25 protein-coding genes are annotated in these 25,142 nt (G+C 64.5%); 12 read left to right on the top strand and 13 right to left on the bottom strand.

Features of this window, described 5'->3' with window-relative positions; all coding sequences use genetic code 11:
* Positions 1-3 precede the first annotated feature (3 nt).
* The 5 genes from AC1Y2B_RS20615 to AC1Y2B_RS20595 form a co-directional block, all read right to left on the bottom strand.
* The gene (locus AC1Y2B_RS20615; RefSeq protein ID WP_482255011.1) at positions 4-1,041 is read right to left on the bottom strand and encodes an AI-2E family transporter; all 1,038 of its coding nucleotides are present in this window, start codon (positions 1,039-1,041) and stop codon (positions 4-6) included.
* 103 nt (positions 1,042-1,144) lie between these two features.
* Positions 1,145-3,163 carry an oxidoreductase gene (locus AC1Y2B_RS20610; RefSeq protein ID WP_482255010.1) on the bottom strand — a complete coding sequence of 673 codons (2,019 nt, stop codon included), beginning with the start codon at positions 3,161-3,163 and terminating at the stop codon, positions 1,145-1,147.
* Positions 3,160-4,920, bottom strand: a complete 1,761-nt coding sequence (locus tag AC1Y2B_RS20605) for a choline dehydrogenase (protein WP_482255009.1) — start codon at positions 4,918-4,920, stop codon at positions 3,160-3,162. Before AC1Y2B_RS20605 ends, AC1Y2B_RS20610 begins: the two co-directional genes overlap by 4 nt.
* A gap of 7 nt (positions 4,921-4,927) precedes the next feature.
* Positions 4,928-5,287 carry a cupin domain-containing protein gene (locus AC1Y2B_RS20600; protein WP_482255008.1) on the bottom strand — a complete coding sequence of 120 codons (360 nt, stop codon included), beginning with the start codon at positions 5,285-5,287 and terminating at the stop codon, positions 4,928-4,930.
* A gap of 15 nt (positions 5,288-5,302) precedes the next feature.
* Positions 5,303-6,403 carry a polyamine ABC transporter substrate-binding protein gene (locus AC1Y2B_RS20595; RefSeq protein ID WP_482255007.1) on the bottom strand — a complete coding sequence of 367 codons (1,101 nt, stop codon included), beginning with the start codon at positions 6,401-6,403 and terminating at the stop codon, positions 5,303-5,305.
* 131 nt (positions 6,404-6,534) lie between these two features.
* On the opposite strand from AC1Y2B_RS20595, the gene AC1Y2B_RS20590 reads away from it, so the two are divergent.
* Complete coding sequence (locus AC1Y2B_RS20590; protein WP_482255006.1) at positions 6,535-7,479, top strand: LysR family transcriptional regulator; 945 nt, start codon at positions 6,535-6,537, stop codon at positions 7,477-7,479.
* 58 nt (positions 7,480-7,537) lie between these two features.
* Here the strand turns inward: AC1Y2B_RS20590 and AC1Y2B_RS20585 are convergent, their stop codons facing one another.
* Both AC1Y2B_RS20585 and AC1Y2B_RS20580 read right to left on the bottom strand, forming a co-directional pair.
* A complete protein-coding gene (locus tag AC1Y2B_RS20585; protein WP_482255005.1) occupies positions 7,538-8,038 on the bottom strand; it encodes a hypothetical protein in 501 nt (166 codons plus the stop codon).
* Between the two features lie 302 nt (positions 8,039-8,340).
* Complete coding sequence (locus AC1Y2B_RS20580; RefSeq protein WP_482255004.1) at positions 8,341-9,072, bottom strand: Crp/Fnr family transcriptional regulator; 732 nt, start codon at positions 9,070-9,072, stop codon at positions 8,341-8,343.
* 189 nt (positions 9,073-9,261) lie between these two features.
* On the opposite strand from AC1Y2B_RS20580, the gene AC1Y2B_RS20575 reads away from it, so the two are divergent.
* Together AC1Y2B_RS20575 and AC1Y2B_RS20570 are read left to right on the top strand one after the other, a co-directional pair.
* Positions 9,262-9,498 (top strand): hypothetical protein, encoded by a 237-nt coding sequence (locus tag AC1Y2B_RS20575; RefSeq protein WP_482255003.1) that lies wholly within the window; start codon positions 9,262-9,264, stop codon positions 9,496-9,498.
* Between the two features lie 90 nt (positions 9,499-9,588).
* Positions 9,589-9,921: a hypothetical protein gene (locus AC1Y2B_RS20570; protein ID WP_482255002.1), complete on the top strand. Its 333-nt coding sequence runs from the start codon at positions 9,589-9,591 to the stop codon at positions 9,919-9,921.
* Between the two features lie 117 nt (positions 9,922-10,038).
* Here AC1Y2B_RS20570 and AC1Y2B_RS20565 read toward each other — a convergent pair whose 3' ends face one another.
* Entirely contained in the window at positions 10,039-10,305 is a 267-nt protein-coding gene (locus AC1Y2B_RS20565; RefSeq protein ID WP_482255001.1) for a YMGG-like glycine zipper-containing protein, read from the bottom strand.
* Between the two features lie 432 nt (positions 10,306-10,737).
* Between AC1Y2B_RS20565 and AC1Y2B_RS20560 the strand changes: the two genes are divergently transcribed.
* The 7 genes from AC1Y2B_RS20560 (at position 10,738) to iolB (ending at position 19,247) form a co-directional block, all read left to right on the top strand.
* A complete protein-coding gene (locus tag AC1Y2B_RS20560; RefSeq protein ID WP_482255000.1) occupies positions 10,738-10,902 on the top strand; it encodes a DUF3309 family protein in 165 nt (54 codons plus the stop codon).
* Positions 10,903-10,933: 31 nt separating this feature from the next.
* Positions 10,934-11,962, top strand: coding sequence for an NADP-dependent oxidoreductase (locus AC1Y2B_RS20555; RefSeq protein ID WP_482254999.1), 1,029 nt, complete (start codon positions 10,934-10,936; stop codon positions 11,960-11,962).
* A gap of 120 nt (positions 11,963-12,082) precedes the next feature.
* Positions 12,083-13,525: a trehalase family glycosidase gene (locus AC1Y2B_RS20550; RefSeq protein WP_482254998.1), complete on the top strand. Its 1,443-nt coding sequence runs from the start codon at positions 12,083-12,085 to the stop codon at positions 13,523-13,525.
* A gap of 151 nt (positions 13,526-13,676) precedes the next feature.
* Positions 13,677-14,531: a MurR/RpiR family transcriptional regulator gene (locus AC1Y2B_RS20545; RefSeq protein ID WP_482254997.1), complete on the top strand. Its 855-nt coding sequence runs from the start codon at positions 13,677-13,679 to the stop codon at positions 14,529-14,531.
* A gap of 101 nt (positions 14,532-14,632) precedes the next feature.
* Positions 14,633-16,540 carry a bifunctional 5-dehydro-2-deoxygluconokinase/5-dehydro-2-deoxyphosphogluconate aldolase gene (locus tag AC1Y2B_RS20540; protein ID WP_482254996.1) on the top strand — a complete coding sequence of 636 codons (1,908 nt, stop codon included), beginning with the start codon at positions 14,633-14,635 and terminating at the stop codon, positions 16,538-16,540.
* The gene (gene iolD / locus AC1Y2B_RS20535) at positions 16,537-18,363 is read left to right on the top strand and encodes a 3D-(3,5/4)-trihydroxycyclohexane-1,2-dione acylhydrolase (decyclizing) (protein ID WP_482254995.1); all 1,827 of its coding nucleotides are present in this window, start codon (positions 16,537-16,539) and stop codon (positions 18,361-18,363) included. The genes AC1Y2B_RS20540 and iolD overlap by 4 nt, the downstream gene beginning before the upstream one ends.
* A gap of 68 nt (positions 18,364-18,431) precedes the next feature.
* The gene (gene iolB, locus AC1Y2B_RS20530; protein WP_482254994.1) at positions 18,432-19,247 is read left to right on the top strand and encodes a 5-deoxy-glucuronate isomerase; all 816 of its coding nucleotides are present in this window, start codon (positions 18,432-18,434) and stop codon (positions 19,245-19,247) included.
* Between the two features lie 151 nt (positions 19,248-19,398).
* On the opposite strand, the gene AC1Y2B_RS20525 is transcribed toward iolB, so the two are convergent.
* Positions 19,399-21,348 carry a potassium transporter Kup gene (locus AC1Y2B_RS20525; protein WP_482254993.1) on the bottom strand — a complete coding sequence of 650 codons (1,950 nt, stop codon included), beginning with the start codon at positions 21,346-21,348 and terminating at the stop codon, positions 19,399-19,401.
* Positions 21,349-21,452: 104 nt separating this feature from the next.
* Positions 21,453-22,061, bottom strand: a complete 609-nt coding sequence (locus AC1Y2B_RS20520) for a TetR family transcriptional regulator C-terminal domain-containing protein (RefSeq protein WP_482254992.1) — start codon at positions 22,059-22,061, stop codon at positions 21,453-21,455.
* A gap of 136 nt (positions 22,062-22,197) precedes the next feature.
* Between AC1Y2B_RS20520 and AC1Y2B_RS20515 the strand changes: the two genes are divergently transcribed.
* The gene (locus tag AC1Y2B_RS20515; RefSeq protein ID WP_482254991.1) at positions 22,198-22,482 is read left to right on the top strand and encodes a cupin domain-containing protein; all 285 of its coding nucleotides are present in this window, start codon (positions 22,198-22,200) and stop codon (positions 22,480-22,482) included.
* Here AC1Y2B_RS20515 and AC1Y2B_RS20510 read toward each other — a convergent pair whose 3' ends face one another.
* The 3 genes from AC1Y2B_RS20510 to AC1Y2B_RS20500 all read right to left on the bottom strand — a co-directional run bounded on the left by AC1Y2B_RS20510 (position 22,483) and on the right by AC1Y2B_RS20500 (position 24,209).
* On the bottom strand, positions 22,483-23,028 hold the full coding sequence (locus tag AC1Y2B_RS20510; protein ID WP_482254990.1) for a hypothetical protein: 546 nt from the start codon (positions 23,026-23,028) through the stop codon (positions 22,483-22,485).
* On the bottom strand, positions 23,025-23,483 hold the full coding sequence (locus tag AC1Y2B_RS20505) for a heme-degrading domain-containing protein (protein ID WP_482254989.1): 459 nt from the start codon (positions 23,481-23,483) through the stop codon (positions 23,025-23,027). The genes AC1Y2B_RS20510 and AC1Y2B_RS20505 overlap by 4 nt, the downstream gene beginning before the upstream one ends.
* A gap of 96 nt (positions 23,484-23,579) precedes the next feature.
* Entirely contained in the window at positions 23,580-24,209 is a 630-nt protein-coding gene (locus AC1Y2B_RS20500) for a TetR family transcriptional regulator C-terminal domain-containing protein (RefSeq protein ID WP_482254988.1), read from the bottom strand.
* A 124-nt stretch (positions 24,210-24,333) separates the two neighbouring features.
* On the opposite strand from AC1Y2B_RS20500, the gene AC1Y2B_RS20495 reads away from it, so the two are divergent.
* Positions 24,334-25,142, top strand: an 809-nt coding sequence (locus AC1Y2B_RS20495) for an allantoate amidohydrolase (protein WP_482254987.1), incomplete at its 3' end; no start/stop codon positions are given.

Here is a 25,142-nt window from a genome sequence, read left to right as displayed (position 1 = left end):
GACTTAACCCTTCGGCAGTGCCAGAAACGTTGTCCAGACCGCGATGAACATCGCCGCCACCACCGGCCCGGTGATGAAGCCCTGCATGCCGAAGGTGGCAATCCCGCCCAGCGTCGACATCAGCACCACATAATCCGGCATCCGCGTCGCCGCCCCCACCAGCCAGGGCCGCACGATGTTGTCGACCAGACTGATCACCAAGGCGCCATAGATCATCAGCCCCACGCCCTGCCAGATCATCCCCTGCGACAGGAAATAGACCGCCACCGGAACCCAGACCAAAGCCGCCCCGAACACCGGAAACAGCGACAGGACCGACATCAGCACCATCCACAACATCGCCGCATGCACGCCCAGCACCCAAAAGCCAAGGCCACCCAGACCGCCCTGCAACAGCGCCACCAGAATGTCGCCTCTGACCGTCGCCCGCACAACACGTGTGAAAGTGCCCAGCAAATCCTCCAGCACAGCAGGCTCCATCGGGATGGCGGCCTTGATATGGGCCAGCAAAACCTCGCCATCGCGGAACAGAAAGAAGGTCAGGTACAACATGATGCACAGGCCTGCAAAGACCCCCACCGTGTTCTGGCCAAACGACAGCATCACCGGCGCATTGGCCTTGACCCAATCCGATACGGACGCCGAAAGACCCTCCTGCACCCCCGCCAGATCGCTGAGGCCGAACCGCACCAGCGCCGCCTTGATCCCGGCGGGCAGGGTGTCCAGCATTTGCGCGAACATCAAATGCAGGTCGATCTCGCCCGACTGAACCGAGGCGATCAGGCCAGAGGCTTCGCGCAGCACGGCGGCCAGGATCAGAAGCATCGGGATGATGATGACCAGCAGGATCCCCACGATCATGGTGGCTGCGGCGAGGTTGCGCCGCCCGCCCATCCGCTGCGTCAACCACCGCGCCAGCGGGTCAAACACTATGGCCGTGGCAACCGCCCAGAAGACGGCGCTGAACAAGGGCCACAGCACCCAGGCCAAGCCAAGGCTGACCAGCGCCAACAAGGCAAGGAAGGTCTTGTGTTGCGCCATCAGGTCTCCGACCGGCGGGGAAAAGTCCGGTCCCTTGGGTCACCATAGGATGCCGCCCGCCTTCGGTGTCTTGCTGCGGATCAGCCTTTTGCCGCCACCGGACCTAAAACCCCCGCGCCAGCCTGTGCCCGGCATAGACCGCATGGGCAATCAACCCCGGCGCCAGACAATCGCCAATCCGGTCGACCGAGGTGATCCCCGCCTCGGCCAACCTTTCAGGCTCCGCCATCAGAGCCAAGGCCAAGGCGTCTTGCGGCACCCGGTCCGCCACCAGCACCAGATGATCGGCCGCAAGCGTCATCCCGTCGCCGCCCAGCATCGGCGCCAACCGCACCCGCGCCCCGTCCCAGCCCGCCAAACCATGCCCCGCCACCAACCGCACGCCAAGCGCCGTCAACCGCCGCAACACCCGGGTCTGCTCCAGCGTCAGCGCCAGAAAGCCGGAATGCGTCAGGGCAGGGGTCACGAACCAGACCTGCGCGCCCGCCAAGGCGCAGGCCTCCGCCATCAGACTGCCCATATAGCCGCCCTCGGTATCGTGCACGACAACCCGCCCTTCAGGCCGCGCACCGGCCATGATATCATCCGGCGTCAGCACCGGCCCCGCCAACACCACCCGCCCACCATCGCGCTCCATCGGCCCCCTGCGCCACGACGCCCCGGTGGCAAGCACCACCCGGGGCGCCCCAAACCCCAGCACATCCTCCACCGCCATCCGGCTGGCAGGATACAGCCCGACATGCGCCAGCTTCGCCATCTGCCCCAACCGATAGTCCCTGACCCGCCCCCAAGCCGACAGACCCGGCAAGCCCGCCTCCAGCGTCACCCGCCCGCCCATCACCTCCTGAGCCTCGGCCAGCGTCACCGCATGGCCGCGCCGCCCCAAGGACAAGGCCGCCTCCAGCCCGGCAGGCCCGCCGCCGATGATCAGCACCGCATCCTCCGACGCCTTCGGCGCCATCACCTCCGGATGCCAAAGGCTGCGGCCCTCTTCCATCATCGTGGGATTCTGCGTGCAGCGGATCGGCACGAAGCTGTTCTCGCAACTCAGGCAGATGTTGCAGCCGATGCACTCGCGGATATCCCCACTCCGCCCCTCGGCGATTTTCATCGGCAGGAACGGATCGGCGATCGAGGGCCTTGCGGCACCGATCAAATCCAGCACCCCGCGCTTGATCTGGCTTGCCATCGTGTCGGGCGAGGTAAACCGCCCCACCCCCACCACCGGCTTGCCCGTCACCGTCTTCACAAACCGGATGAACTCCTCCTGATAACCCTCTGATGCAAAACGCGAAGTCTGGCTGTCGTTCGACCAGTCCGACAGGTTCACATCCCACAGGTCCGGCAGATCGGCCAGCATCTCGACCACCTCCCGCCCCTCGCCATCATGGGTCAGGCCATCGGGCCCCAGAAACTCCTCCACCGCAAAGCGCAGGGCGACCGCACAGGTATCCCCAACGGCGTCTTTCGTATCCTCCAGCAACTCCCGCAGCAGCCGAGCCCTATTCACCAAGGACCCGCCGTACACATCCCCCCGGTCATTGAACCGCCGCGCCAGAAAATGCGAGGCCACCGACAGGTTGTGGCTGGCATAGACATAGACAATGTCGAACCCCGCCGCCTTGGCCCGCAGCGCCGCCGCCCGATGATCGCGCCTAAGCGCCCTGATGTCCGAAAGGTCCATCGCCCGCGCCTGCACCGGCTCCACCGCCTCGATCAGCAACCGCGCGGACGGCCCCATGCTGACGGCCCGAGACGTCCGGTTGCCCGCATAAAGCCCCATATGCGCCAACTCCGCCCCCGCGAGCGCACCATGCCGATGCACCAGATCGGCCATCCGCGCCTGCCTTGGAATATCGCTATCCGCCCCAAACCGAAGGGCAGGATAGGGCGAGATTTCGGCATCCGCAGAAATCTCGATATTCTCGGTGCAAACCACGCCCCAACCGCCCAAGGCCTTCATCTCGCGCATCGCCGCCACATCGGCAGGCGCGCGGTCCGAAGCCCCCGTGCAATGCGGCACCTGGTAGAAGCGGTTCGGCGCCGTCACCGGGCCGATCTGCACCGGGTCAAACAGCAACGCATGGCGCGGATCGGTCTGGGGCGTCAGCCGGGCCGTCACGCCACTTCGACCACGGGACAAATCCCCTTGGCATTGGCCAACAGCGCCTCGCGCAGCCGGGGCCGGTCTTCGGCATAATCCCGCGTGATCTCGCTGCACCTCTGCCGCGAGGCCCAGTTCTTCGCCGCCATGATCGGCGCGCCCACCGCTTCGGGCAGATGCCGGCCCCGGATCAGGTCCGACATCCGTTCGGCCATCACCAAAGTTGGCGCGTTCAAGTCCCCCGCCGTCGCCTGCGGCATGACCGAGGCGTCGATGACCCGCAGCCCCTCGATCCCGCGCACCCGCCCGTCAGGACGCGTCACGCTGTCGGCATCCGTCCCCATCCGGCAGGTGCCGCAGGGGTGGTAGGCGCTTTCCAGCTTCTCTTTCAGGAACTGGTCCAAGGCCGCATCGCTGACGCGCTGATCCCCCGGTGCCATCTCGCGCCCCCGATAGGGCGCCAAGGCCGCCTGCCCGAAAATCTCCCGCGTGTGGCGGATGCAGGCGCGGAATTCCAGCCAGTCGTCGTCATGCGACATGTAGTTGAACCGCACCTTCGGCAGGCTTTGCGGATTGGCATCGCGCAACCGCACCCAGCCCCGGCTTTTCGACCGCTTGGTGCCGACATGCACCTGATAGCCATGGCCTGACGCCAAGGTCTTGCCGTCATAGGAAATTGCCAGCGGCAGAAAATGATACTGGATGTCGGGATAGACAATCCCCGCCCGGCTGCGGATATGCCCGCCGGTTTCAAAATGATTGGTCGCGCCAAGACCGCGATGCGTCAACAGCCACTGCGCCCCGATCTTGGCCTTGCCCAGCAGGCTGACATTGGGGAAAAGGCTGATCGGCTGCGTGCATTCCTCTTGGATATACAACTCCATATGATCCATCAGGTTTTCGCCGACCTGGGCCGCGTGATGCACCACCTCGATCCCGTGCTGCAGCAATTCCGCCGCAGGCCCGATCCCCGACCGCTTCAGGATCACCGGCGACATGATGGAGCCCGCCGACAAGATCACCTCGCGCCCCGCAATCGCCTCGCACAAGGCACCCGCCACGCGGAACCGCACCCCGGTGGCCCGCTTGCCCTCGGTAAGCACCTTCTCCACCAAGGCCCCGGTCACCACCCGCACATTGCCCCGCGCCATCGCGGGCCGCAAATACCCCACCGCGGCCGAGCAGCGCTTGCCATCGCCCACGTTCATCTCCATCGGGCCGAAGCCCTCGTGCTGGCGCTGGTTCATGTTGGCGCTGCGCGCGTAACCCGCCTGAACCCCCGCCTCGACAAAGGCGGTGTACAGCGGATTGCGCTCCGGCCCGCGCGTCACCTTGATCGGGCCATCGGTCCCGCGCAACGGCCCGCCCTCCTTCACTGCCTCCAGCCGCTGGAAATAGGGCAGCACGTTGGACCAGCGCCAGCCATCGGCGCCCAAAGCCTCCCACAGCTCGTAATCCATCGGGTTGCCGCGCACCCAGCACATCCCGTTGATCGAGGAACTGCCGCCCAGCCCCTTGCCCCGTGGCAAGTTGACCCTTCGGCCATCCAGCCCCGGCTCCGGTTCCGTCTCCATCCCCCAGTTGAAGCGCGTGGTGTTCATCGGGATCGTCAGCGCCGAGGGCATCTGCACCATCACCGCCCGGTCATCGCCGCCCGCCTCCAGCACCAGAATCCGCGTCCCCGGATCCTCGCCCAGCCGATAGGCCAAAACGCACCCGGCAGAGCCTGCACCGATGATGATGTAATCGAACGTCCCCTCGTCCCGCGCGGCCATCACACCCTCACGACACGATCATGTAATATTTCAGCATGTCGCCCGGCTGCCGCCAATAGCCGCGAAACCCCTTGGGGATCAGGAAGGCCGACCCCGCCTTGTAGGTGTCACGGAACGTCTCGTTTTCCACCGTGACCTCGCCCTCGATCACGAACATGAACTCGTCGCAAGGGTAGGAGTCATAGAACTCGGTATAGCCGCAAGACCGCCACAGCCCGGCCTTCACCCCAGCCTCGGGGCGCTCGTAATAGGCATGGTCCAGCCCGACCGGCTGACCTTCGATCAAGGTTGCGGTCGGCAGCGCCCCCCCGGCAGCGTCAAGAAAACCGGCAGGACCGGTGTAGGAAAAACGGATCGGATCAGGCATGGTGCGCTTTCGGGTTCAACCGGACTTGATGTCCTGGAAAATGCGGGTCAGGGCGCGCTCCTGCTCTTCGTTCAGCGCCTTGGGCGCCCAAAGACGGCTGCGCACGGTGGCGTCGGGATAGATCGCAGGATCGGCCAGCACGGCCGGGTCAACAAAGGCATTGGCGGCCTTGTTGGCATTGGCATAGCCAATGAAGTCGGTGCATTTGGCAATCACCTCGGGCTTCATCAGGTAGTTCAGGAAAGCATGCGCATTGGCCTTGTTGGGCGCATCCTTGGGCACCGCCATCACGTCAAACCACAGCGGAGCGCCGGTCTTCGGCACCGCATAGGCCAGGTTCAGCTTGACCCCCGCACTCGCCGCCCGCGATTTCGCCACGGCATAATCGCCCGACCATGTCATCGCCGCACAGACATCGCCATTGGGCAGCCCGTTCAGATAATTCTCGTTGTCAAACGCCGTCACATATTGCCGCATCGGTTTGATCAGATCGGCGGCCTTCTGGTACTGGCTGACATCGGTCGTATCGGGATCAATCCCCAGATATTTCAACAGCATCGGGATCATGTCGCGCGGGCTGTCATGCAGGCTCAGCCCGCAGTCCGCCAGCTTGGCCGCATTTTCCGGCTTGAAGATCGTGTCCAGATTCTCGAAATCCGCATCCGGCAGACGCTTCTTCACCAGATCCACGTTGAAGGTGAACCCGACGGAGCCCCACATATACGGCGCGCAATGCGCCACGCCGGGGTCCCAGGCCTCCAATATCTTCAGCAGATCCGGGTCAAGGTTCGACCACAGCGGCAACAGCTTGTGATCCAGCGCGTCAAACAACCCCGCCTTCAGCAGCATCGGCATCGACCGGCCCGCCACATCGACCACGTCATAGCCCGTCGACCCCGCCAAAAGCTTGGCCTCGCCATCCTCATAGCTGGAATAGGTGTCATAGACCGGCTTGATCCCGGTCTCGGCCTGAAAATCCGCCAGCGTGGTTTCGCCCAGATATTCCGCCCAGCTGTAGATGTTCACCGCGCCCGCATCGGCATAAGACGGCCGCACGAAAGGCAGCGACACAGCCGCGCCCAAGCCCGCCAAGGTCGCCCGTCTGGTCAGTTTCATGGCCATCCCTCACAGCCGCCCGCCGGTTTGTCGCGGTTGGTTCAAGCTTGAAGCAGAACGCCGCCGGGCAGGGCTGACAAGTGACAAGAATTCATCTAGCGTCACCTCAGGTTATCCTCGGACGGGTTCAGATGCGCAAATGGCGATCCCTGACGGCCCTGCGCGCCTGCGAGGCGGTGGCGCGGCTGGGCAGCGTTTCGGCGGCGGCGGAAGAATTGAATGTCACCCGCCCGGCGATTTCCAAACAGATTGCCTTGATGGAACAGGATCTGGGCTGCGCCCTGTTCGATCGCGGCGGCAACCGCATCCACCTGACCCCGGCCGGAGATGAACTTTTCGTCGGCCTGCGCCAGGCCTTCGACCTGATTTCATCCACCACCGAAAGTGTCGCTCGTCGCGCCACCCAGGGCCAGCGCGTCCGGCTCCTCGTCTGCCGCGATTTCGCCGCCAGTTGGCTGGGCGCGCAGGTCGGGGCCTTTCTGGTCGCCAATCCCGGCATCTCCGTGGACATCACCGCCGAGAAGAACGGCACCTTCCGTCTGGATGAGGATTTCGACTTCCGCATCTTCTACGGCCTGCATGGCCAGCACCCCAAGGGCGCTTTGGAAGAGACCGAGCTTTGCCGCTGGATCGACATGCCGGTCTGCACCGAAGCCTTCGCGGACCGCTATCTGCAACCCGGCCAGACTGCGGAAATTCCGCATCTGATCGACGGCAATTATGATGTGATGGCGGAATGCCTGCGGTTCTCCGGCCATGACCTTGACCTGACCCGCCTGCGCCGCACGCTGTTCAACGAAACCACCCTGCCGGTCATGGTTGCGGCCTCGGGCGGGGGGCTGGCGGTGGGGGACAGTTTCCTGACCCTGCCGATGATCCGGCTGGGCGAACTGACGGTGCCCTTCAAGGCCGGTCTGGTCAGCGCCCAGACCTATTCCCTCTTCACCCCGCCCCGCGAAAGGACCAAGGCCGCCACCCGCTTCGAACGCTGGCTGCACACCACGGTGGCCGCCTATCAGTCCACCGTGCTGGACCACCTCGCGCGGCGCGGCATCCGCGTGATCGCGCGGGCCTAGGCCCAAGCCAAAGGGCGGCAAGGCCCCGCCCTGCCGCCCCAAGCTTATGCCATCGGGCTTACTTGCCCAGCTTCTCGACCACCGCCGCTGCGAAAGCCTGGATCAGCGCGTGGTAATATTCGTCGCTGCTGCCCGGCAGCGTGGTCAAATCCACCGTGGTCGGCAGGAAGGTCTTGGCCTGATTGACATCCACCGTCAGAGTGTAATTCTTGAAGTTGGAATTGTCCTTGGGATCGGTGATCGACACGATCCCCACCAGACGGGTGTCGGCGGTGCCGATCGTCTCGGTGTAGGAATTGCTCAGCTCGACCTCCGAGATGTCAATGCCGATCTTCTCGCCATCCGCCGCCAGCCGGTCGGTCAACAGGGCGGTGATCGCATTCTTCAGATCGTCCGAGATATGGCTGAACCGCAGCGCCGCCGCCGGGTTGGTGACGGCCGGCAAGTCGATGCTGACGTCGATGGCCGCGACCATATCGGTGCCGGCAAAAGCCGCCCCAACCTGGACGCCCGTCAGCATCAGACCGGACAGGGCAGTGGAAATCAGGAAACGTTTCATGGGGGATTCTCCGCAAATGGCCGGGTTCCGTGCTGGACCCGACGGGATGGATCACCCTAGGGCCAAGTCAGAACGGCCGGACTGATCTGGATCAGTCACCCTCCGGCGCGATCGCCCCGCACAATCGGGCCGCCCCAAACCTGGATCAGTGCAGACCCCGGCCAAGCCGGGCAATCTTGGTGGCGGAGGGTCAATCCGACCCACCAGTTTCGTGACGAGTACAGATAAAGCATCGCGGGTCTTGGGTGTCCCGCTCGTCCCCGGGGTCCGTGGTGCTTTATCGCTTTCACCAAACCACCCGTTCAGCGCAGCAGCGGTCCGTCATGATCCAGATAGGTGCGGTCAAAATCCGAAAAGGCCACAAGCCCGTCAAAGTCATCAAAATGCACATGGCCATTCTGGAACGTCACCAGCCCGGCCTCGCGCAGCTCGCGCAGCACCCGGTTGACGTGCACCGCACTCAGGCCCAAAGCATCCGCCATCAGGTACTGCGACAACGGGCAGTCATAGCCCGATTTGTCCCCCAACCCCACCAGCCGCAGCCGGGCCGCAAGCTCCAGCAAGAAGTGGCCGGTCCGTTCGGCCGCATTGCGCCGGCCCAGACCCACCAGATGCTCCACCAGCATCGCCTCATCGCGCGACGCGGCCCACAGCAACGCCGTGGCCAGACGCGGCGTGCGCACGAAAGCGTTCAGCAGATCCGAGGCATGGACCTCCGCCGCCTCCACCTTGGTGACGGGTTCGACATTGTGATCCGCCGTCCGCAGCAAGACCGAGCGCAGGCCCAGAAAATCGCCGGGGATCTGGAAATCCACGATCTGCCGCGTGCCCCCCGTCAACAGCTTGTACGAACACACCCAGCCTTTGGTCAGGATAAAAGCGGTCTGATCCTTCTGGCCTTCATGAACCATGTCGCGTCCCGCCGGAAAGCTGCGCCGCCGCCCATGCAGATCGCTCAGAACGGTCAGGTCGGCGGGCGACAAGGTCACGAAGGCCGACAGCTTGCGGGCAAAGGCATTATCCAGCACGGCCATCAACGCTTATCCTTGAATGCTGCCAACACGGCCCCAATGCCGATCCAGTGCAACGGTAGTCAACAGTTTCGGGAAGGGGCACTGACACACGTTAGCATGCCAGCGAGATAGTCTGCCAATGTATCGTAATCCTCGGCGCCACTATCAACACCGGGCAATATGACATCGTTTGCGAGAAAGTTGAACCAAATGCCAAGCACACAGGATGTCGCAGGCACGGCCGCGCTGGCCATCTGTGAATCTCTCCTTCTCGCCCTGAATGACCGCAAGATCCTGCCCGAGATCGAGATCTTGGGCATTCTCACCGATGCCGCCGCGGCCCACGCCAACGCGGCCCGGCAAAGCGGCGACAAGGCCAACCACAAGGCCGTGGCGGCGCTGATCCAGAAAATCATCGACGGCGGCAATTCCGTGCGCCGCCCGTGAAGGGCAGGGGCCCCGGCGGCCCCCCCAAAGCCCGCAGGGCCCGAACCCCGTTGGGGCGCCAGACGCCTCCTCTCGTGAAGGACACCTGACATGGCCGCCGAACCGGCAAGCCCCGCTTCCATCGACCCGATCGCCTCAGACCCCCAGATTGTCGCACAGCGTTCTGCCGCCTCTGACGGCGTCATTCTGGCGCAACTGACCGCCCTCAGCGCCCAGATCCGCAGCCTTGCAGTCCAGATCAGCGCAGCAACGGCTGCCAGTTCGCCCCGGCCTGACGCCATCCTGCCGCCCCGCACCTGCGCGGATCGTGCAAGACAGGCGGCCGCGCGCCGGGTCCGGCACATCGTCGGGGCCAACCCCTGCCTCAGCCTCAGCCTTGCCGCCGGTCTGGGCCTGATCCTTGGGGCCATGATCTTGCGATGACATGACCCTGCGATGACATAACCCCACAGCCCGACGACAAAACCGGCGGTTCCCCCCGCAGCCGCTTGCCCCGGGATCGCGCGCCCGGCCATCGGGGCCGGGCGCCCGCAGTCCGTCTTACGGGCAAGCCGCCACATACCGAGAGCCATCGTTGCGTTGATACACGCACCCACCCGAGGCGTTGTGCCCCATCAGCGTGCCCGCAGCCAGCCCGACCGCGCCGCCAATCAGCGCACCCTGCAACGGGTTGTGCGGCGTCACGAGGGCCCCGATCGCGGCACCGCCGGCCGTGCCGCCCAGCTGGTTGTTGGTCATCCCCATGTCAGAGCCGTCACACCCGGCCAAAGCCCCAAGCACGGGCAGAAGAAGGAATAGTTTCCGCATCATCGCTCCTGTTCCGGCGGCAACAAGCGCCACCATTGCCAGACAACGCCGGGCGCCGCTTTTGGTTCCCCTGCCGCACCGCAACCGGGCAAAACTTATCTGCAAACGACGCTGACATGGATCAGTGCAGGCCCAGGGTCCTTGCCGCTTTGGTGGCCTCGATGTTCGGCCCCCAAAGGGCCGCAACCCGCAGGAGCCGCCATGACCCGCAACCTTGTCTAACTTCTGTTCGTTGGCGTCTGCCTTCTGGCCGCAGGTCTTGTCTATCAGATCTATCAAGACCGACAGGCCGCCACCGGCATCAAGATCGACGTCGGCAAATCCGGCATCTCGATCCAATCCCAATAGGGCCAATCCCAATAGGGCCAATCCCAATAGGGCCTCTCCCAAAACGGTATTGCGCCCCCGACCCCTCATTTGAAAGGCTTTCCCATGTCGCTTGGCACCATTCTCGTCGTGCTTTTGATCATCTTCCTTCTCGGCGGCTTCTCGGGCCGGTTCGGCGGCTATGGCTATGGCTATGGCCATGGCGGGATTGGCGTCATTGGCGTCATCCTGATCGTTGTCGTCGTTCTCCTTCTGACCGGAAGGCTGTAAGCTGCGCCAAACCCAAAGCCCAAAGGACGCCATGCCGCAATCACCCACCGCCAACCGCCGCCTCGTTCTGGCCGCGCGCCCCGTCGGCGCCCCCACGCCCGACACCCTGCGGCTGGAAACCGTGCCCCTGCCGATCGCCGGCCCCGGCCAGATGCTGCTGCGCACCGTCTACCTCTCGCTCGACCCCTACATGCGCGGCAGGATGAGCGACGCCCCCTCCTACGCGCCGCCCGTCCAGATTGATCAGGTCATGGTGGGCGGCACCGTGGCGCAGGTCGTGACCTCCGACGTGGCGGGCTTTGCCCCTGGGGACTGGGTGCTGTCCTACAACGGGTGGCAAGATTACGCCGTCTCGGATGGCGCGGGCCTGCAGCCCCTCGGGCAAAACCCGCAAAACCCGTCCTGGGCGCTTGGCATCCTCGGCATGCCCGGCTTCACCGCCTGGGCCGCGCTGACCCAGATCGGCCAGCCCAAACCCGGCGAGACCCTGTGCGTCGCCGCCTGCACCGGGGCTGTCGGCTCTGTCGTTGGTCAGATCGGCAAGTTGATGGGCCTGCGCGTCGTGGGTGTCGCCGGCGGCCCCGAGAAATGCGCCTATGCCACCGACACCCTCGGCTTTGACGCCTGCATCGACCACAAATCCCCCGACTTTCCCGCCCACCTCACTGCCGCCCTGCCCAACGGCATCGACATCTATTTCGAAAACGTCGGCGGCGCCGTCTTCGACGCCGTCCTGCCGCTCCTGAACCCTGCCGCCCGCGTCCCGGTCTGCGGCCTGATCTCGCAATACAACGCCACCGCGACCGAGGGCCCCTCCGACCGCCTCCCCCTGCTGATGAGCCAGATCCTGCGCAAACGCCTGACCTTGCGCGGCTTCATCATCAACCAGGACTTCCCCCACCTTTACCCCGCCTTCAGCGCCGCCATGTCCGCCTGGATCGCCGCCGGCCAGATCCACTACCGCGAGGATATCGTCGACGGCCTTGAAAACGCCCCCGCCGCCTTCGTGGGCCTTCTGGCTGGACAGAATTTCGGCAAGCGTGTCATCCGCGTCGGTTAAGCCCCGCCCCACAAGAAGCTTCACAGGACGCTTGACGGGGAGGGGGGGCGTGTCAGGGGGCTTGACGGAACCCCCGCGCTGCATCAGACCCAAAGCGCTTTCAAGATGGGGGAGGGCGCCATGGAATATCTCGATCAAAGCCTGAAGGGCCTGTTCACCGATTTGCACACCTCGGGCCATTGGCACGACCAGAAGGTCATCTCCGACGCCATCCTTCTGGCCCCCGCCGCCGAAATCCTGTCAGCCTACGATGCCGCCAAGGCCGCAGGGCCCGTCGACCTGCACGCCTTCTTCGCCCGCTGGTTCCGCCCCGTGTCCACCCAAGAGGGCGGCTACCGCACCAATCACAGCCATTCCCCGCGCGAACACCTGAACGCCGTCTGGTCCCACCTGACCCGCCCCGCCGATGACCCGGCCGAACGCTCCACCCGCATCCCGCTGCCGCATCCTTACGTCGTCGTCGGGGGCCGCTTCCAAGAGGCCTACTACTGGGACAGCTACTTCACCCAGCTGGGCCTGCTGAAGACCGGCCACCACGACCTTGTCCGCCAGATGCTTGACAACTTCGCCCATGCCATAGCCACCATCGGCCATATCCCGAACGGCTTCCGCAGCTATTTCCTGACCCGCTCGCAGCCGCCGTTCTTCGCCGCCATGGTGCAGGACTATGGCCGCGCCACCGGCAATCTGTCCGCCGCCTACGCCAAATACCTGCCCGCGATGAAGGCCGAATACCGCTATTTCACCACCACGCCCCACACGGTCGGCGGCCTCGCCCGCTATTGGGACGAGGCCGATGGCCCAAGGATCGAGATGTACGGCACCGACCTTGGCTGGCAACACCACACCGCGCAACACCCCGACTTCTTCCGCGACCTGCGCGGCGCCTGCGAAAGCGGTTGGGACTTCTCCTCGCGCTGGCTGACCGATCCTGCTGACCTTGGCACCATCCGCGCCACCAAACTCTGGTCGGTCGACCTCAACTGCCTGCTGCTGCGGTACGAGGAAATTCTTGCCCAGGCCACCGGCCACACCCGCTTCACCACGGCCGCCAACGCCCGGCGCGCGGCGATTTCCCAACGCTTCTTCGACAAAGAGCGCGGCTTTTTCTGCGATGTCGAAATTGCCACCGGCAAGGTCGTGCCGCTGACCACCGCCGCCGGCCTCTTCCCGCTCTACGCCGGCGCCGCCACCCCCGCGCAGGCCGACCGCACCGTCGCATGGATGCAAACCCACCTCCTTGCCCCCGGGGGCCTGCTGACCACCGATGTCACCTCGGGCCAGCAATGGGATGCGCCCAACGGCTGGGCCCCCCTGCAATGGATCGCCATCCAAGGCCTGCGCCGCTACGGCTTTGACGATCTGGCCAAGGACCTGCGCACCCGCTGGCTGGCCACCTGCGACGCCGTCTTCGCGGCCTCCGGCAAGTTCGTCGAAAAGTACAACGTGCTAGACCCGCACGCCGCCTCGGGCGGGGGCGAATACGCGCTGCAGGACGGTTTTGGCTGGACCAATGGCGTCTATCTCGACCTTGCGGACGACGCGGCGGATGCGCTCGTGTAGCTCCAGAAAAACTACGGAAAAACGACAGGAACCTGCCGGATTCCTGACCTGAATCCACAACAAATTCAGCAGGAAAACCCGGCGCGTTTCATTTTTGGTTGGAATATTCGTTCCAGACTGTTAGCCTCTGCCAAAGACCAGCAGGAAGACCATGGATCAGACCTCCCCCTCCGCGACTCTCGCCTCTGACGAGCTTGCCCCCACGGCTCCCGCCTCCGTCGAAGAGTTTCGCGCCCGTCTGGCCGAGGTGCTGGATGATCTGCCGCGCCGCCTGCGCCAATGCGCCGACTATATCGCCGCCAACACTGACCGGATTGCCGTCTCCACCGTGGCCGAACTGGCCGCCGGGGCCGATGTGCCGCCGTCCGCCCTGATGCGCTTCTGCCAGATCCTTGGCTTCTCCGGCTTTTCCGAGATGCAGCGCCTGTTCCGCGAGGCTTATACCCCCGGCTGGCCCGACTACACCACCCGCCTGAAGAACCTGAAAGAGGGCGGCGCGGGGTCGCCCTCGGCCCTTCTTGCCGAATTCATCGAAGCCGGCCGTTTGTCGCTGGAGGCTTTGGCGAAATCCGCGGACGAGGCCGCCCTTGGTCATTGCGTCGGCGTGCTGGCTGCGGCCCAGACCGTGCATGTCGTGGGCTTCCGCCGTGCCTTTCCGGTGGCCAGCTATCTGGCCTATGTCTTTGAAAAGATGTCGGTCCCTGCCATGCTGCACGATGGGGTGGGCAAGCTGGATCACCGCTTTGCCCTGCGCCCCGGCGACGCCCTTCTGGCCATCACCTTCGCGCCCTATTCCGAAGAGACCCTTGCTTTGGCCCAAGACGCCAAGGCGCGCGGCCTGCCCGTCGTTGCCCTGACCGACCGGATGACCTCGCCGCTGGTGCGTTTTTCTGACGCGATCCTGACCGTGCCCGAGGTTGATTTCGGCGCCTTCCGCTCGCTGTCGGCCACCATCGCCATGGCCATTGCGCTGGCCGTCGCCGTAGGTTCGGCCCGAGGCGGGTGAGTCCCGAAGAAAACGCTTTGCCTTCTGGTAGAAATGGAATAAATATTCCAAAAATGCAGCGGCCTGAGTCTCGCCCCTGCACGGATTCGGGAGGCTGTTTCGTGAAAACCCTAGACGTGATAACCATCGGCAGGTCCTCAGTAGACCTCTACGGCGCCCAAGTCGGCGGCCGGCTGGAGGATATGGCCAGCTTCCAGAAGTATATCGGCGGCTCGCCCACCAACATGGCCGCAGGCACCGCGCGGCTGGGGCTGAAATCGGCGCTGATCACGCGGGTTGGAAATGAGCATATGGGCCGTTTCATCCGCGAGGAACTGGCCAAGGAAGGCGTGGACGTGCGCGGCGTCAAGACGGATCCAGAGCGACTTACCGCTTTGGTTTTGTTGGGTATTCGTGACGAAAAGCAGTTCCCGCTGATCTTCTACCGGGAAAACTGTGCCGACATGGCACTGTGCGAGGATGACATCGACGAGAGCTTCATTGCCTCCTCCCGCTCGGTCGTGGCCACCGGCACCCACCTGTCGCATCCGCGGACCGAGGCGGCAGTGCTGAAGGCCCTGACGCTGGCCCGCAAGCAAGGGGCAAGGACGGCTTTGGACATCGACTACCGCCCGAACCTTTGGGGGCTGGCGGGCCACGGCGACGGCGAAAGCCGGTTCATCGAAAGTGCGGCGGTGACGGCCAAGTTGCAGTCCAGCTTGCATTTCTTTGACCTGATCGTGGGCACGGAAGAAGAATTCCACATCGCCGGCGGCACCACCGACACCATCGCGGCGCTGCGGGCGGTGCGGGCTGTCTCCAAAGCCACGCTGGTCTGCAAGCGCGGCCCGATGGGGGCGGTCGCTTTCACCGACGCCATCCCGGACAGTCTTGATGACGGCCAGACCGGCCCCGGCTTCCCGATCGAGGTCTTCAACGTGCTGGGCGCTGGCGATGGCTTCATGTCCGGCCTGATCAAGGGCTGGCTCGATGACGAGCCGTGGCCGACTGCTTTGAAATATGCCAATGTTTGCGGGGCCTTCGCGGTCAGCCGCCACGGTTGCACCCCGGCCTACCCCTCGTGGGAGGAGATGCAGTTCTTCCTCAAACGCGGCGTGGTCAACAAGGCGCTGCGCAAGGATCTGACGTTGGAACAGATCCACTGGTCAACCAACCGCCGCAAGCAATGGGCCGAGGTCAAGGCCTTCGCCTATGACCACCGCATCCAGATGGAAGACATTCCGGGCGCCACGCCCGAGAAAATTGCTGCCTTCAAGGAATTGTGCGTTGATGCCACGATGGCGGTGGCCCAAGGCCGCGAGGGCTTTGGCCTTCTGTGCGACAGCCGTCTTGGCCGGACCGCACTTTACCGGGCTGCGGGGCAGGGGCTGTGGATCGGGCGTCCCGTGGAATGGCCGACCTCGCGCCCGCTGACACTGGAGCCCGAGATCGGGCCGGATTTCGGCGGCCTGTCGGAGTGGCCACTGGAACATGTCGTCAAGGTTCTGTGCTTCTGCCATCCTGATGACGCCGAGGACATGCGTGCGAGACAAGAGGACACCGTTACCCGCCTTTTCGCCGCCTGCCGCCGCAACCGCCTGGAAATGCTGCTGGAAATCATCCCCTCCAAAGTGGGCCCGGTCGATGACCTGACCAACGCGCGCCTGATCCAGCGCTGGTATGACATCGGCGTCTTCCCCGACTGGTGGAAGCTGGAGCCGATGCAGACGACCGAAGCCTGGGCCGCGACCTGTGCGGCCATCGAGGCGAACGATCCTTACGTTCAGGGCATCGTGATCCTGGGTCTTGGGCAAAGCGAAGCGGAGCTTGCCGCCTCGTTCCGGCTGGCTGCACCCTTCCCGCTGGTCAAGGGCTTTGCCGTGGGCCGCACGATCCACGCCGATGTCGGGCGTGACTGGATCGCTGGAAACGTGGATGATGCAACGGCGGTCGCCACCATGGCCGCGAATTTCGCCCGGCTGGTGGGCTATTGGGATGAGGCCCGAAAGGGTGTGGGAGAGAAAGCATGAGCACGATCCGCCTTACCGCCGCGCAGGCGATGGTGAAATACCTGTCCGTCCAGATGACCGAAGAGGGGACGCGTTTCATCGATGGCGTCTGGGCGATCTTCGGCCACGGCAACGTGGCGGGGCTTGGCGAGGCCCTGCATGGCATCGGCTCGGCCCTGCCGACCTGGCGCGGGCAGAATGAGCAGACGATGGCCCACACCGCCATCGCCTATGCCAAGACCATGAAACGGCGCCGCGCGATGGCGGTCACGTCTTCGATCGGGCCGGGCGCTTTGAACATGGTGACGGCGGCGGCACTGGCCCACGTGAACCGCATTCCCCTGCTGCTGATCCCCGGCGATGTCTTTGCCAACCGCGCACCTGATCCGGTGCTGCAACAGGTCGAGGATTTCGACGATGGTACCGTATCGGCCAACGACTGCTTCCGTCCGGTCAGCCGCTATTTCGACCGGATCAGCCGCCCCGAACATCTGCTGACCGCCTTGCCGCGCGCGCTGCGCGTAATGACCGATCCGGCCAACTGCGGTCCGGTGACCCTGTCCTTCTGCCAGGACACCCAGGCGGAAGCCTATGATTACCCAACGGAATTCTTCGATCCCAAGGTCTGGTACATCGCCCGCCCCGAACCTGATGCGCGGGAACTGGCCGCCGCCGTGGCTGCCATCCAAGCGGCCAAGTCGCCGCTGATCGTGGCCGGTGGCGGGGTGCTTTACTCTGGCGCCGAAGAGACTTTGCTGGCCTTCGCCAAGGCCCACAACATCCCGCTGGTGGAAACCCAAGCCGGCAAGGGCGCCGTTGATTGGCAAGAGCCGCTGCACTTCGGCACCCCCGGGGTGACCGGCACCGCCTGCGGCAACAAGCTTGCGGCAGAGGCGGATCTGGTGATCGGCGTTGGCACGCGGTTTGCCGACTTCACCACGGGGTCCTGGACGGTGTTCTCGGCCCCTGGACGCAAGATCCTGTCGATCAACGTGCATGGCTACGACGCGGCCAAGCGCGGGGCGATGGGGCTGGTCTCGGATGCGAAAGTGGCGCTGGAGAAGATCAGCGCGGCTTTGGGCGGCCAGCGCTTTGCCGATCCGGATTTCGCGGCACGGGCGGCATGGTATGCCACCGTCGATGCCCTGATCGCAGAGCCCAAGGGCAATGATTTGCCCAGCGATGTGCAGGTGATCGGCGCGGTGCAGCGCAATACCGGCGCCAACTCGGTGGTGATGTCGGCGGCGGGCACGATGCCCGGGGCACTGCACACCATCCTGCGCAATGCGCAGGGCGGCTACCACATGGAATACGGTTTCTCCTGCATGGGCTACGAGATTGCCGGGGCGATGGGCGTCAAGCTGGCGCGGCCCGAGGCGGATGTGGTCTGCATGGTGGGCGATGGATCCTACATGATGGCCAACTCGGAACTGGCCACGGCGGTCACGATGGCGGTGCCCTTCACAGTGGTGCTGACGGACAACCGCGGCTATGGCTGCATCAACCGGTTGCAAAAGGCCACTGGCGGCGCACCGTTCAACAACCTTTTGGCCGACAGCTATCACGTCAACACCTCCAACATCGACTTTGTGGCCCATGCCGGGGCGATGGGGGCCCTTGTCGTGAAGGCGGGCTCGATTGCCGAACTGGAGGCTGCGATGCAGGCGGCCAAGGGGGCGTCGCTTCCCACCGTCATCGTCATCGACACCGACCCGATGCCGGGCACCGGAGCCGGTGGGACGTGGTGGGATGTCGCGGTGCCCGAAGTCTCGGTTCGGGCCGAGGTGCGTGCGGCCCGGGACAGCTACGAAGCGGCGATCAAGCGGCAAGCCTTGGTGAAGTGAACCGGCGGCTGGGGGGCCACACCCCCAGCCCCCCGTGGAATATCTGTGACCAGATGAAGGAGGCCAGGATGGCCGATCTGCTTCGAAAACCGAACGGCACGCGCGGCAAGGTGCATGACATCACGGCTGCAAGTGCGGGCTGGGGCTATGTCGGCTTCGGCCTGTACCGGCTGCAGCCGGGCGATGTCGTCTCGGAAGCCACCGGTGACCGTGAGGTGATCCTCGTGCTGGTCGAGGGCAAGGCGAAGATCACCGGCGCCGGCCAGGACTGGGGTGAGATGGGCGAGCGGATGAACGTCTTTGAAAAGACGCCGCCGCATTGTCTTTACCTGCCCGGCGGCGTGGAATGGCAGGCCGTTGCCACGACCGTCTGCACGCTGGCCGTCTGCACCGCCCCCTACAAGGGCGACCACAGGGCGCGCAAACTGGGGCCCGAGGGGATTTCCATGCTGCCCCGCGGCACTGGTGCCAACACCCGCTTTGTGAACAACATCGCGATGGAAGGCCGCGACGTGGCGGGGTCCTTGCTGGTGACCGAGGTCTTCACCCCGCAGGGCAACTGGTCCTCTTACCCCAGCCACCGCCATGACGAGGATGATTTCCCCCGCATGACCTATCTGGAGGAAACCTATTACCACCGCCTCAACCCCGCGCAGGGTTTCGGCATCCAGCGCGTCTATACGGAAGATGGCTGTCTGGACGAAACGATGGCCGTCAAGAACCATGACGTCGTCTTGGTCCCCAAGGGGCACCACCCCTGCGGCGCCCCCTATGGCTATGAGATGTACTACCTCAACGTCATGGCGGGCCCCCTGCGCAAATGGCGCTTTGCCAATGATCCCGACCACGACTGGATCTACCGCCGCGACACGCCCCCCGTCTAAGGGAAAGGGCGCCAGGTCAACCCGGCGCCCTTTCCCTTTCATTCTTGCCCAAATATCCACAGGGGATCTTCAAGGGGAGGCGTGCCTCCCCTTGAAGTGGGGGTGCGGGGGCGGCAGCCCCCGCGACCCGGGCCGCCGCGCGCCCTTCGCTTCAGATCGCCATCTGCTGGCCCATCTCGACCACCCGGTTTGAGGGCAGGCAGTAGAAGGCCGTCGCATCCGCCGCCGACTTCGACAGCCCGATGAACAGCCGCTCTTGCCAGAACGGCAGGCCCTGATGGCGGGCAGAGCGGAAGGTGCGGCGGTTCAGGAAGAACGAGGTCGTCATGATGTCGAACTTCTCGCCGCGCTTGCGCGCCAGCGACAAGGCCTTTGGCACGTTGGGCGTTTCCATGTAGCCGAAGGTCATGATGATGCGCACGAAACGGTCCGACAGCCGCTCCATCGTGATCTTCTTTTCATCCGACACGGTGGGCGTGTTGGCCACGCTGACGGTCACGATGAAGTTCTGGCTGTGCAGCACGCGGTTGTGCTTGATGTTGTGCAACAGAGCCGAAGGTGCGGTGTCGGGGTCTTGCGTCAGGAACACGGCCGTCCCCGGCACCGACATCGGCTGCGACTTGGCCAGCATGGCGATCAGCTTGACCAGCGAGATTGCCGAATCCGAGGCCTTGCGCTTGACGTGGGCCGTGCCGCGCACCCAGGACCAGATCAGGATGCACATGCTGGTGGCAATCGCCACCGGCACATAGCCGCCGTCGATCAGCTTCATCAGGTTGGCGGCAAGGAACATCAGTTCCACCGTCAGGATCGGCGCGATCACCACCACCACCACCGGCAGCGGCCATTTCCAGGCCCGGCTGAACAGCACAAAGCTCAGGATCGAGGTGATGCACATGTCGCCCGTCACCGCGATGCCGTAAGCCGAGGCCAGTCGGGTCGAGGACCCGAAGGCGATCACCAGACAGATCACCGCCGTCAGCAGGATCATGTTGACGCGCGGCATGTAGATCTGGCCGTGCTGAGTTTCCGAGGTGTGGCGGATTTCAAGCCGCGGCAGCAGACCCATCTGCACCGCCTGCTGCATCATCGAGAAGGCGCCGGAAATCACCGCCTGGCTTGCGATGACGGTGGCCGCGGTCGCCAGCACGACCAAAGGCAGCAGCAAGGCGGGTGGGGCCATCAGGAAGAACGGGTCGGTTACCGCTTCGGGGTTGTTCAGCACAAAAGCGCCCTGACCGAGGTAGCTGATCGCCAGCGCCGGGAAGACCAGCACCGCCCAGGCGATGCGGATCGGGCGGCGGCCGAAGTGGCCCATGTCGGCATAAAGCGCCTCGCCACCGGTGACGGCCAGAAAGACCGAACCGAGCACAAAGAATGACCCCAACCGGTGACGCGCCAGAAACTCCAGCGCGTGCAGGGGGTTGAGGGAAACCAGGATCTGGGAATTGTCGCCCAGATGGTACAGGCCAAGGGCCGCCATGGTCAGGAACCACACGACCATGATCGGGCCGAACAGGATCGACACACGCTCGGTCCCCTGCGCCTGAAACAGGAACAGGCCGATGATGATGCCCAGGGTGGCGGGGACGACATAGGGCGCAAAGCTGGGCTCGACGATGGCCATGCCTTCGACGGCGGATAGGACCGACATGGCCGGGGTGATCATGGCGTCGCCGAAGAACAGCGAAATCCCCACCACACCGATGGCGATCAACCAGCCGGGCCGCTTCTTCAGCGCCTGCTGCACCAAGGCCACCAGTGACAGCGTGCCGCCCTCGCCCCGGTTGTCGGCGCGCATCACCAGAAGCACGTATTTGACCGTGACGATCAGCACGAGCGTCCACAAAAGCAGCGAGACGATGCCCACCACCTCTTCGCCGCTTTGGCCATCCCAATGGGCACCGTGCAGCGATTCCCGCAGCGCGTAAAGCGGGCTGGTGCCGATGTCGCCATAAACCACACCGATGCAGCCCAGAACCAGCTTCCACAAATTCTGTGGTTGGCCGTGCGTTTCGGGGGCTGGTGGTGCTGATGAAGGTGTCGTCTGGGCTCCGGCTGACGTCGAGGCCGTTTCGCCGCTGTTGCTTTGTTCGTTCATGACCTGTGGCCGTGCACCTATTTTGGGGGCTAGCTACACCGTCATTGCTGCCGCGTCCAGCGATGCTGTTGCCAGCCCTCCGGCCCGACCCCGAAGGGCGCGCCTCACCCCGGCTGCAGCATCCGGCGGAACAGGTGATCAAGGAAGGGTCCGGCTTCGGCATAGGGGTCATGCCCGGGGCCAAGCACGGCGCGAACCTGCACATCGAAGTCGGCGTAATGCTGGGTCAGCGACCAGATCGAAAAGATCAAATGCACCGGATTGACCCGGGCTATCCGGCCCTCCGCCATCCAACCTGTCAGAATCCCGGCCTTTTCGTCCACCAGCGTTTTCAGCGGACCGGCGATGTCGGCCATCATGCGGGGGGCGCCCTGCAAGATCTCGTTGGCGAACAGGCGGCTTTCGCGCGGGAAATCGCGCGACAGTTCCAGCTTGCGGCGCATGTAGGACAGCACCTCTTCGACCGGGTCGCCGTGAGGGTTCATGTGGGCCAAGGGGTCTAGCCAGGTCTGCAACAGCTGCTCCAGCAGGGCCAGATAGACCGAATCCTTGGAGGGGAAGTAGTAGAGGAGATTCGGTTTGGACAGCCCGGCCACCTCGGCGATCTGGTCCAAAGTGGCGCCGCGAAAGCCATTGGCCGAAAACACCTCAAGCCCGGCTTCAAGGATAGCACGGGTGTTGCGTTCCTGAATGCGGGTCTTGGGCTTGAGCATCGGGGTCCTTTGCGCAGGTCGGGGCGGTTGGTGTGTCAAACTTTCGCACTTTCACGCCAGATGCAAATACCATTGTGACAGGCCGGCCGCCCGCCTAGTCTGACGCGCCCTGTCCTTTGACCGAAAGTCTGACCCGATGCGCCCGACCTGCACTGCCACCCGTCTTGTCGAGGATGACCGCGTCATCGTCACCCGGTTCGATTTCGCTCCCGGTGCCGAAACCGGCTGGCACCGCCACGGCCATGATTATGTGATCACCGCCGTCACCGACTGCCCGATGCTGATCGAAGAGCCGGGCGGTGCCCTACGGCGCGCACTTGTGCCTGCGGGCACCGCCTATGGCCGTGCGGAAGGGGTGGAACACAATGTCATCAATGACGGCACCACCCCCATGAGCTTTGTCGAGGTCGAACTGAAGTAACTAGCGGCGCACGAACCGCAGGGTCGGCTGGCCCGCCCGTTCTGCCAGCGTGGCGAACAGCGCCAGCGGCGGCGTCTGGCTGGGCCGCAGGCTGCAGGCGTCATTTACGAACCCGACCAGCGCGTTGGTCTTGAGGCTGGTTTTCAGGGCGGCGCAGTCCAGCGGGCTGACCAGCAGCGTCTTGCCGTCCCACGTTCCGATGACATAGTCCGCCTCGCCGCCCGCGACCGCCTCGATCACATAGCGGTGGCTGTCCAGCGGCACGAAGAAATAGCGGTCCGCCTTGGTCAGGTCCTTGGGCGTGCCGGCATCGGGGACAAGGTAGTGCCGCCCTTCAACCCGGGCCTTCAGAGTAGGCTCCTCATTGGCCACCCAGGCGCCCTTTTCGTAAGAGGTCACGTCGAAGGTCAGCGCGTGACGACCAAGGGCCGGCACCGCCTCGGCATCGCTGAAGATCGGCGTCTTGGAATGCAGCACGCAGCCTGACAGCAACGCCGTGGCCAAAACCAGAACCGCACGCATCGCAGCGCCACCGTGCCGGATCACGCCAGCACTGCCCGAAGGCCCTCGATGACCAGGCGGTGATCCTCGACCTGCGGCAGGCCCGATACGGTGGCCACCGCGACGATCCCCGCCGACGCGACCCGCACGGGCACCGCGCCGCCGTGATCGGCATAGTCGGCCTCGGCCAGCCCTTCGGCCGCCAAGGTCCGGCCCTTTTCGGCATTCTTCATGCCCACGATCAGCGAAGCACGGCCGGTCAGCAGCGCGGTGTTGGATTTCCGCCGTGCCCAGTTGTCATTGCTGGCCGACGACCCCGGCAAGGCGGCATGAAAGTAACTGCGGTTGGCGCTGCGGATGTCGATCACCACCGGCAGCGCGCGCGCTTGCGCCAGACTGACCAGGGCTGCCCCCAACTGCCAGGCCACCGTTTCGTCAAAGTGCGGCAGGATCAGGCTGGCCTCTTCGGCCTCCAGGTCGGGCAGGGTCGGGGCGGTCATGGGGTGGTATTCCTTGGATGGGTCGCGGTCTAGCGCCCACATTAGGCCCTGCTGCGGCCTTTGGGAATGACCTTGCGACGCTTCCTGCGCCGCCGCCTAGATCGCGCCGATGCCGCGCAGGATCATCGACTTCACGCTGTCCGTCGCCCGGTGCCAGTCGGCATCGGTCAGCGCCCCCCCGTTCAGCGTGGCAATCTGGTGGCCGAAATCGGCGTAGTGCTGGGTCGTGGCCCACAACATGTACAGAAGATGCTCTGGGTCGATGCGTGCCATCTTGCCCTCGTCCATCCAGCGTTCGATCAGCCGGACCCGGCCTGCCGTCCACTCCCGCAGCGTGGTTTCCAGATAATCCTGAATGACCGGCGCGCCGTGCATCACCTCATAGGCCCAGACCTTCGACCCATCCGGATGACGACGCGAGATCTCCATCTTTGCCTCGATATAGGCGCCGATCCCCTCCACAGGGCCGGGGGCCTGATCCATGCTTTCCGCCGCGTGCAGCCAGATTTCGAAGATATCCTGCACGACCCGGCGATACAGGTCCTCTTTGGTGGCGAAATAATAGTGCAGATTGGCTTTCGGCAGCCCTGCCATGTCGGCGATCAACTGCATCGTGGCGCCGCCGAAGCCCGCCTCGGCAAAGACCTTTTCGGCCGCCTGCAGGATCAGCGCCTCGTTCTGCTGCCGGATTTCATTGCGGCGAAGGGGGCGTATGGGTTCACTCATGAGCGGTGTGACAGAATTTTCTTGACCGGTTGGTCAGGCTATGATGCGTTTGACTTGACCATACGGTCAGGAAAAGATTCGTCGCAAGGGGCAACAAGACCCCGGCGACATCAGGGAGACGATCATGGCCGCACCCGGTGAAAACCTGCGCATCAATTCGGCACGTCTATGGGACAGCCTGATGGAGATGGCCAAGATCGGGCCGGGGATCGCCGGTGGCAACAACCGCCAGACCCTGACGGATGCGGATTCCGAGGGACGCCACCTGTTCCAGCGCTGGTGCGAAGCCGCCGGCATGACGATGGGCGTTGACACCATGGGCAACATGTTCGCCACGCGGCCCGGAGAGGACCCTGCCGCTTTGCCGGTCTACATGGGCTCGCATCTGGACACCCAGCCGACCGGCGGCAAGTATGATGGCGTTCTGGGCGTTCTGGGCGCTTTGGAGGTGGTGCGGTCGATCAACGACATGGGGCTAAAGACCAAACACCCGATCGTCGTGACCAACTGGACCAACGAGGAAGGCGCCCGCTTTGCCCCCGCCATGCTGGCCTCCGGTGTCTTCGCGGGCTTGCATACGGAGGAATATGCCAAGAGCCGCAAGGACTTGGACGGGTTGGTGTTCGGCGAGGAACTGGCGCGGATCGGCTGGGTCGGCACCGAAAAGGTCGGCGCCCGCAAGATGCACGCGATGTTCGAGTTGCACATCGAACAGGGGCCGATCCTTGAGGCCGAGGGCAAGACCATCGGTGTCGTCACGCACGGCCAGGGCCTCTGGTGGCTGGAAATCACCCTGACCGGCAAGGACGCCCACACCGGATCGACCCCGATGAACATGCGCGTCAATGCCGGGCTTGGCATGGCGCGGATCACCGAACGCGTCCACCAGATCGCCATGAGCCACCAGCCGAACGCCGTGGGCGCGGTGGGGCA

This window comes from Stagnihabitans sp., from assembly GCF_964946895.1.
The sequence above is the reverse complement of the archived record's forward strand: the minus strand, read 5'-3'. Positions and strand labels throughout refer to the sequence as shown.

Bases quoted from the DNA above. Each gene is read 5' to 3' on its own strand.
- AC1Y2B_RS20615 (WP_482255011.1), bottom strand. From the start codon at position 1,041: ATGGCGCAACACAAGACCTTCCTTGCCTTGTTGGCGCTGGTCAGCCTT.
- AC1Y2B_RS20605 (WP_482255009.1), bottom strand. From the start codon at position 4,920: ATGGCCGCGCGGGACGAGGGGACGTTCGATTACATCATCATCGGTGCA.
- AC1Y2B_RS20600 (WP_482255008.1), bottom strand. From the start codon at position 5,287: ATGCCTGATCCGATCCGTTTTTCCTACACCGGTCCTGCCGGTTTTCTT.
- AC1Y2B_RS20595 (WP_482255007.1), bottom strand. From the start codon at position 6,403: ATGAAACTGACCAGACGGGCGACCTTGGCGGGCTTGGGCGCGGCTGTG.
- AC1Y2B_RS20590 (WP_482255006.1), top strand. From the start codon at position 6,535: ATGCGCAAATGGCGATCCCTGACGGCCCTGCGCGCCTGCGAGGCGGTG.
- AC1Y2B_RS20585 (WP_482255005.1), bottom strand. From the start codon at position 8,038: ATGAAACGTTTCCTGATTTCCACTGCCCTGTCCGGTCTGATGCTGACG.
- AC1Y2B_RS20580 (WP_482255004.1), bottom strand. From the start codon at position 9,072: ATGGCCGTGCTGGATAATGCCTTTGCCCGCAAGCTGTCGGCCTTCGTG.
- AC1Y2B_RS20575 (WP_482255003.1), top strand. From the start codon at position 9,262: ATGCCAAGCACACAGGATGTCGCAGGCACGGCCGCGCTGGCCATCTGT.
- AC1Y2B_RS20570 (WP_482255002.1), top strand. From the start codon at position 9,589: ATGGCCGCCGAACCGGCAAGCCCCGCTTCCATCGACCCGATCGCCTCA.
- AC1Y2B_RS20565 (WP_482255001.1), bottom strand. From the start codon at position 10,305: ATGCGGAAACTATTCCTTCTTCTGCCCGTGCTTGGGGCTTTGGCCGGG.
- AC1Y2B_RS20560 (WP_482255000.1), top strand. From the start codon at position 10,738: ATGTCGCTTGGCACCATTCTCGTCGTGCTTTTGATCATCTTCCTTCTC.
- AC1Y2B_RS20555 (WP_482254999.1), top strand. From the start codon at position 10,934: ATGCCGCAATCACCCACCGCCAACCGCCGCCTCGTTCTGGCCGCGCGC.
- AC1Y2B_RS20550 (WP_482254998.1), top strand. From the start codon at position 12,083: ATGGAATATCTCGATCAAAGCCTGAAGGGCCTGTTCACCGATTTGCAC.
- AC1Y2B_RS20545 (WP_482254997.1), top strand. From the start codon at position 13,677: ATGGATCAGACCTCCCCCTCCGCGACTCTCGCCTCTGACGAGCTTGCC.
- iolD (WP_482254995.1), top strand. From the start codon at position 16,537: ATGAGCACGATCCGCCTTACCGCCGCGCAGGCGATGGTGAAATACCTG.
- iolB (WP_482254994.1), top strand. From the start codon at position 18,432: ATGGCCGATCTGCTTCGAAAACCGAACGGCACGCGCGGCAAGGTGCAT.
- AC1Y2B_RS20525 (WP_482254993.1), bottom strand. From the start codon at position 21,348: ATGAACGAACAAAGCAACAGCGGCGAAACGGCCTCGACGTCAGCCGGA.
- AC1Y2B_RS20520 (WP_482254992.1), bottom strand. From the start codon at position 22,061: ATGCTCAAGCCCAAGACCCGCATTCAGGAACGCAACACCCGTGCTATC.
- AC1Y2B_RS20515 (WP_482254991.1), top strand. From the start codon at position 22,198: ATGCGCCCGACCTGCACTGCCACCCGTCTTGTCGAGGATGACCGCGTC.
- AC1Y2B_RS20505 (WP_482254989.1), bottom strand. From the start codon at position 23,483: ATGACCGCCCCGACCCTGCCCGACCTGGAGGCCGAAGAGGCCAGCCTG.
- AC1Y2B_RS20500 (WP_482254988.1), bottom strand. From the start codon at position 24,209: ATGAGTGAACCCATACGCCCCCTTCGCCGCAATGAAATCCGGCAGCAG.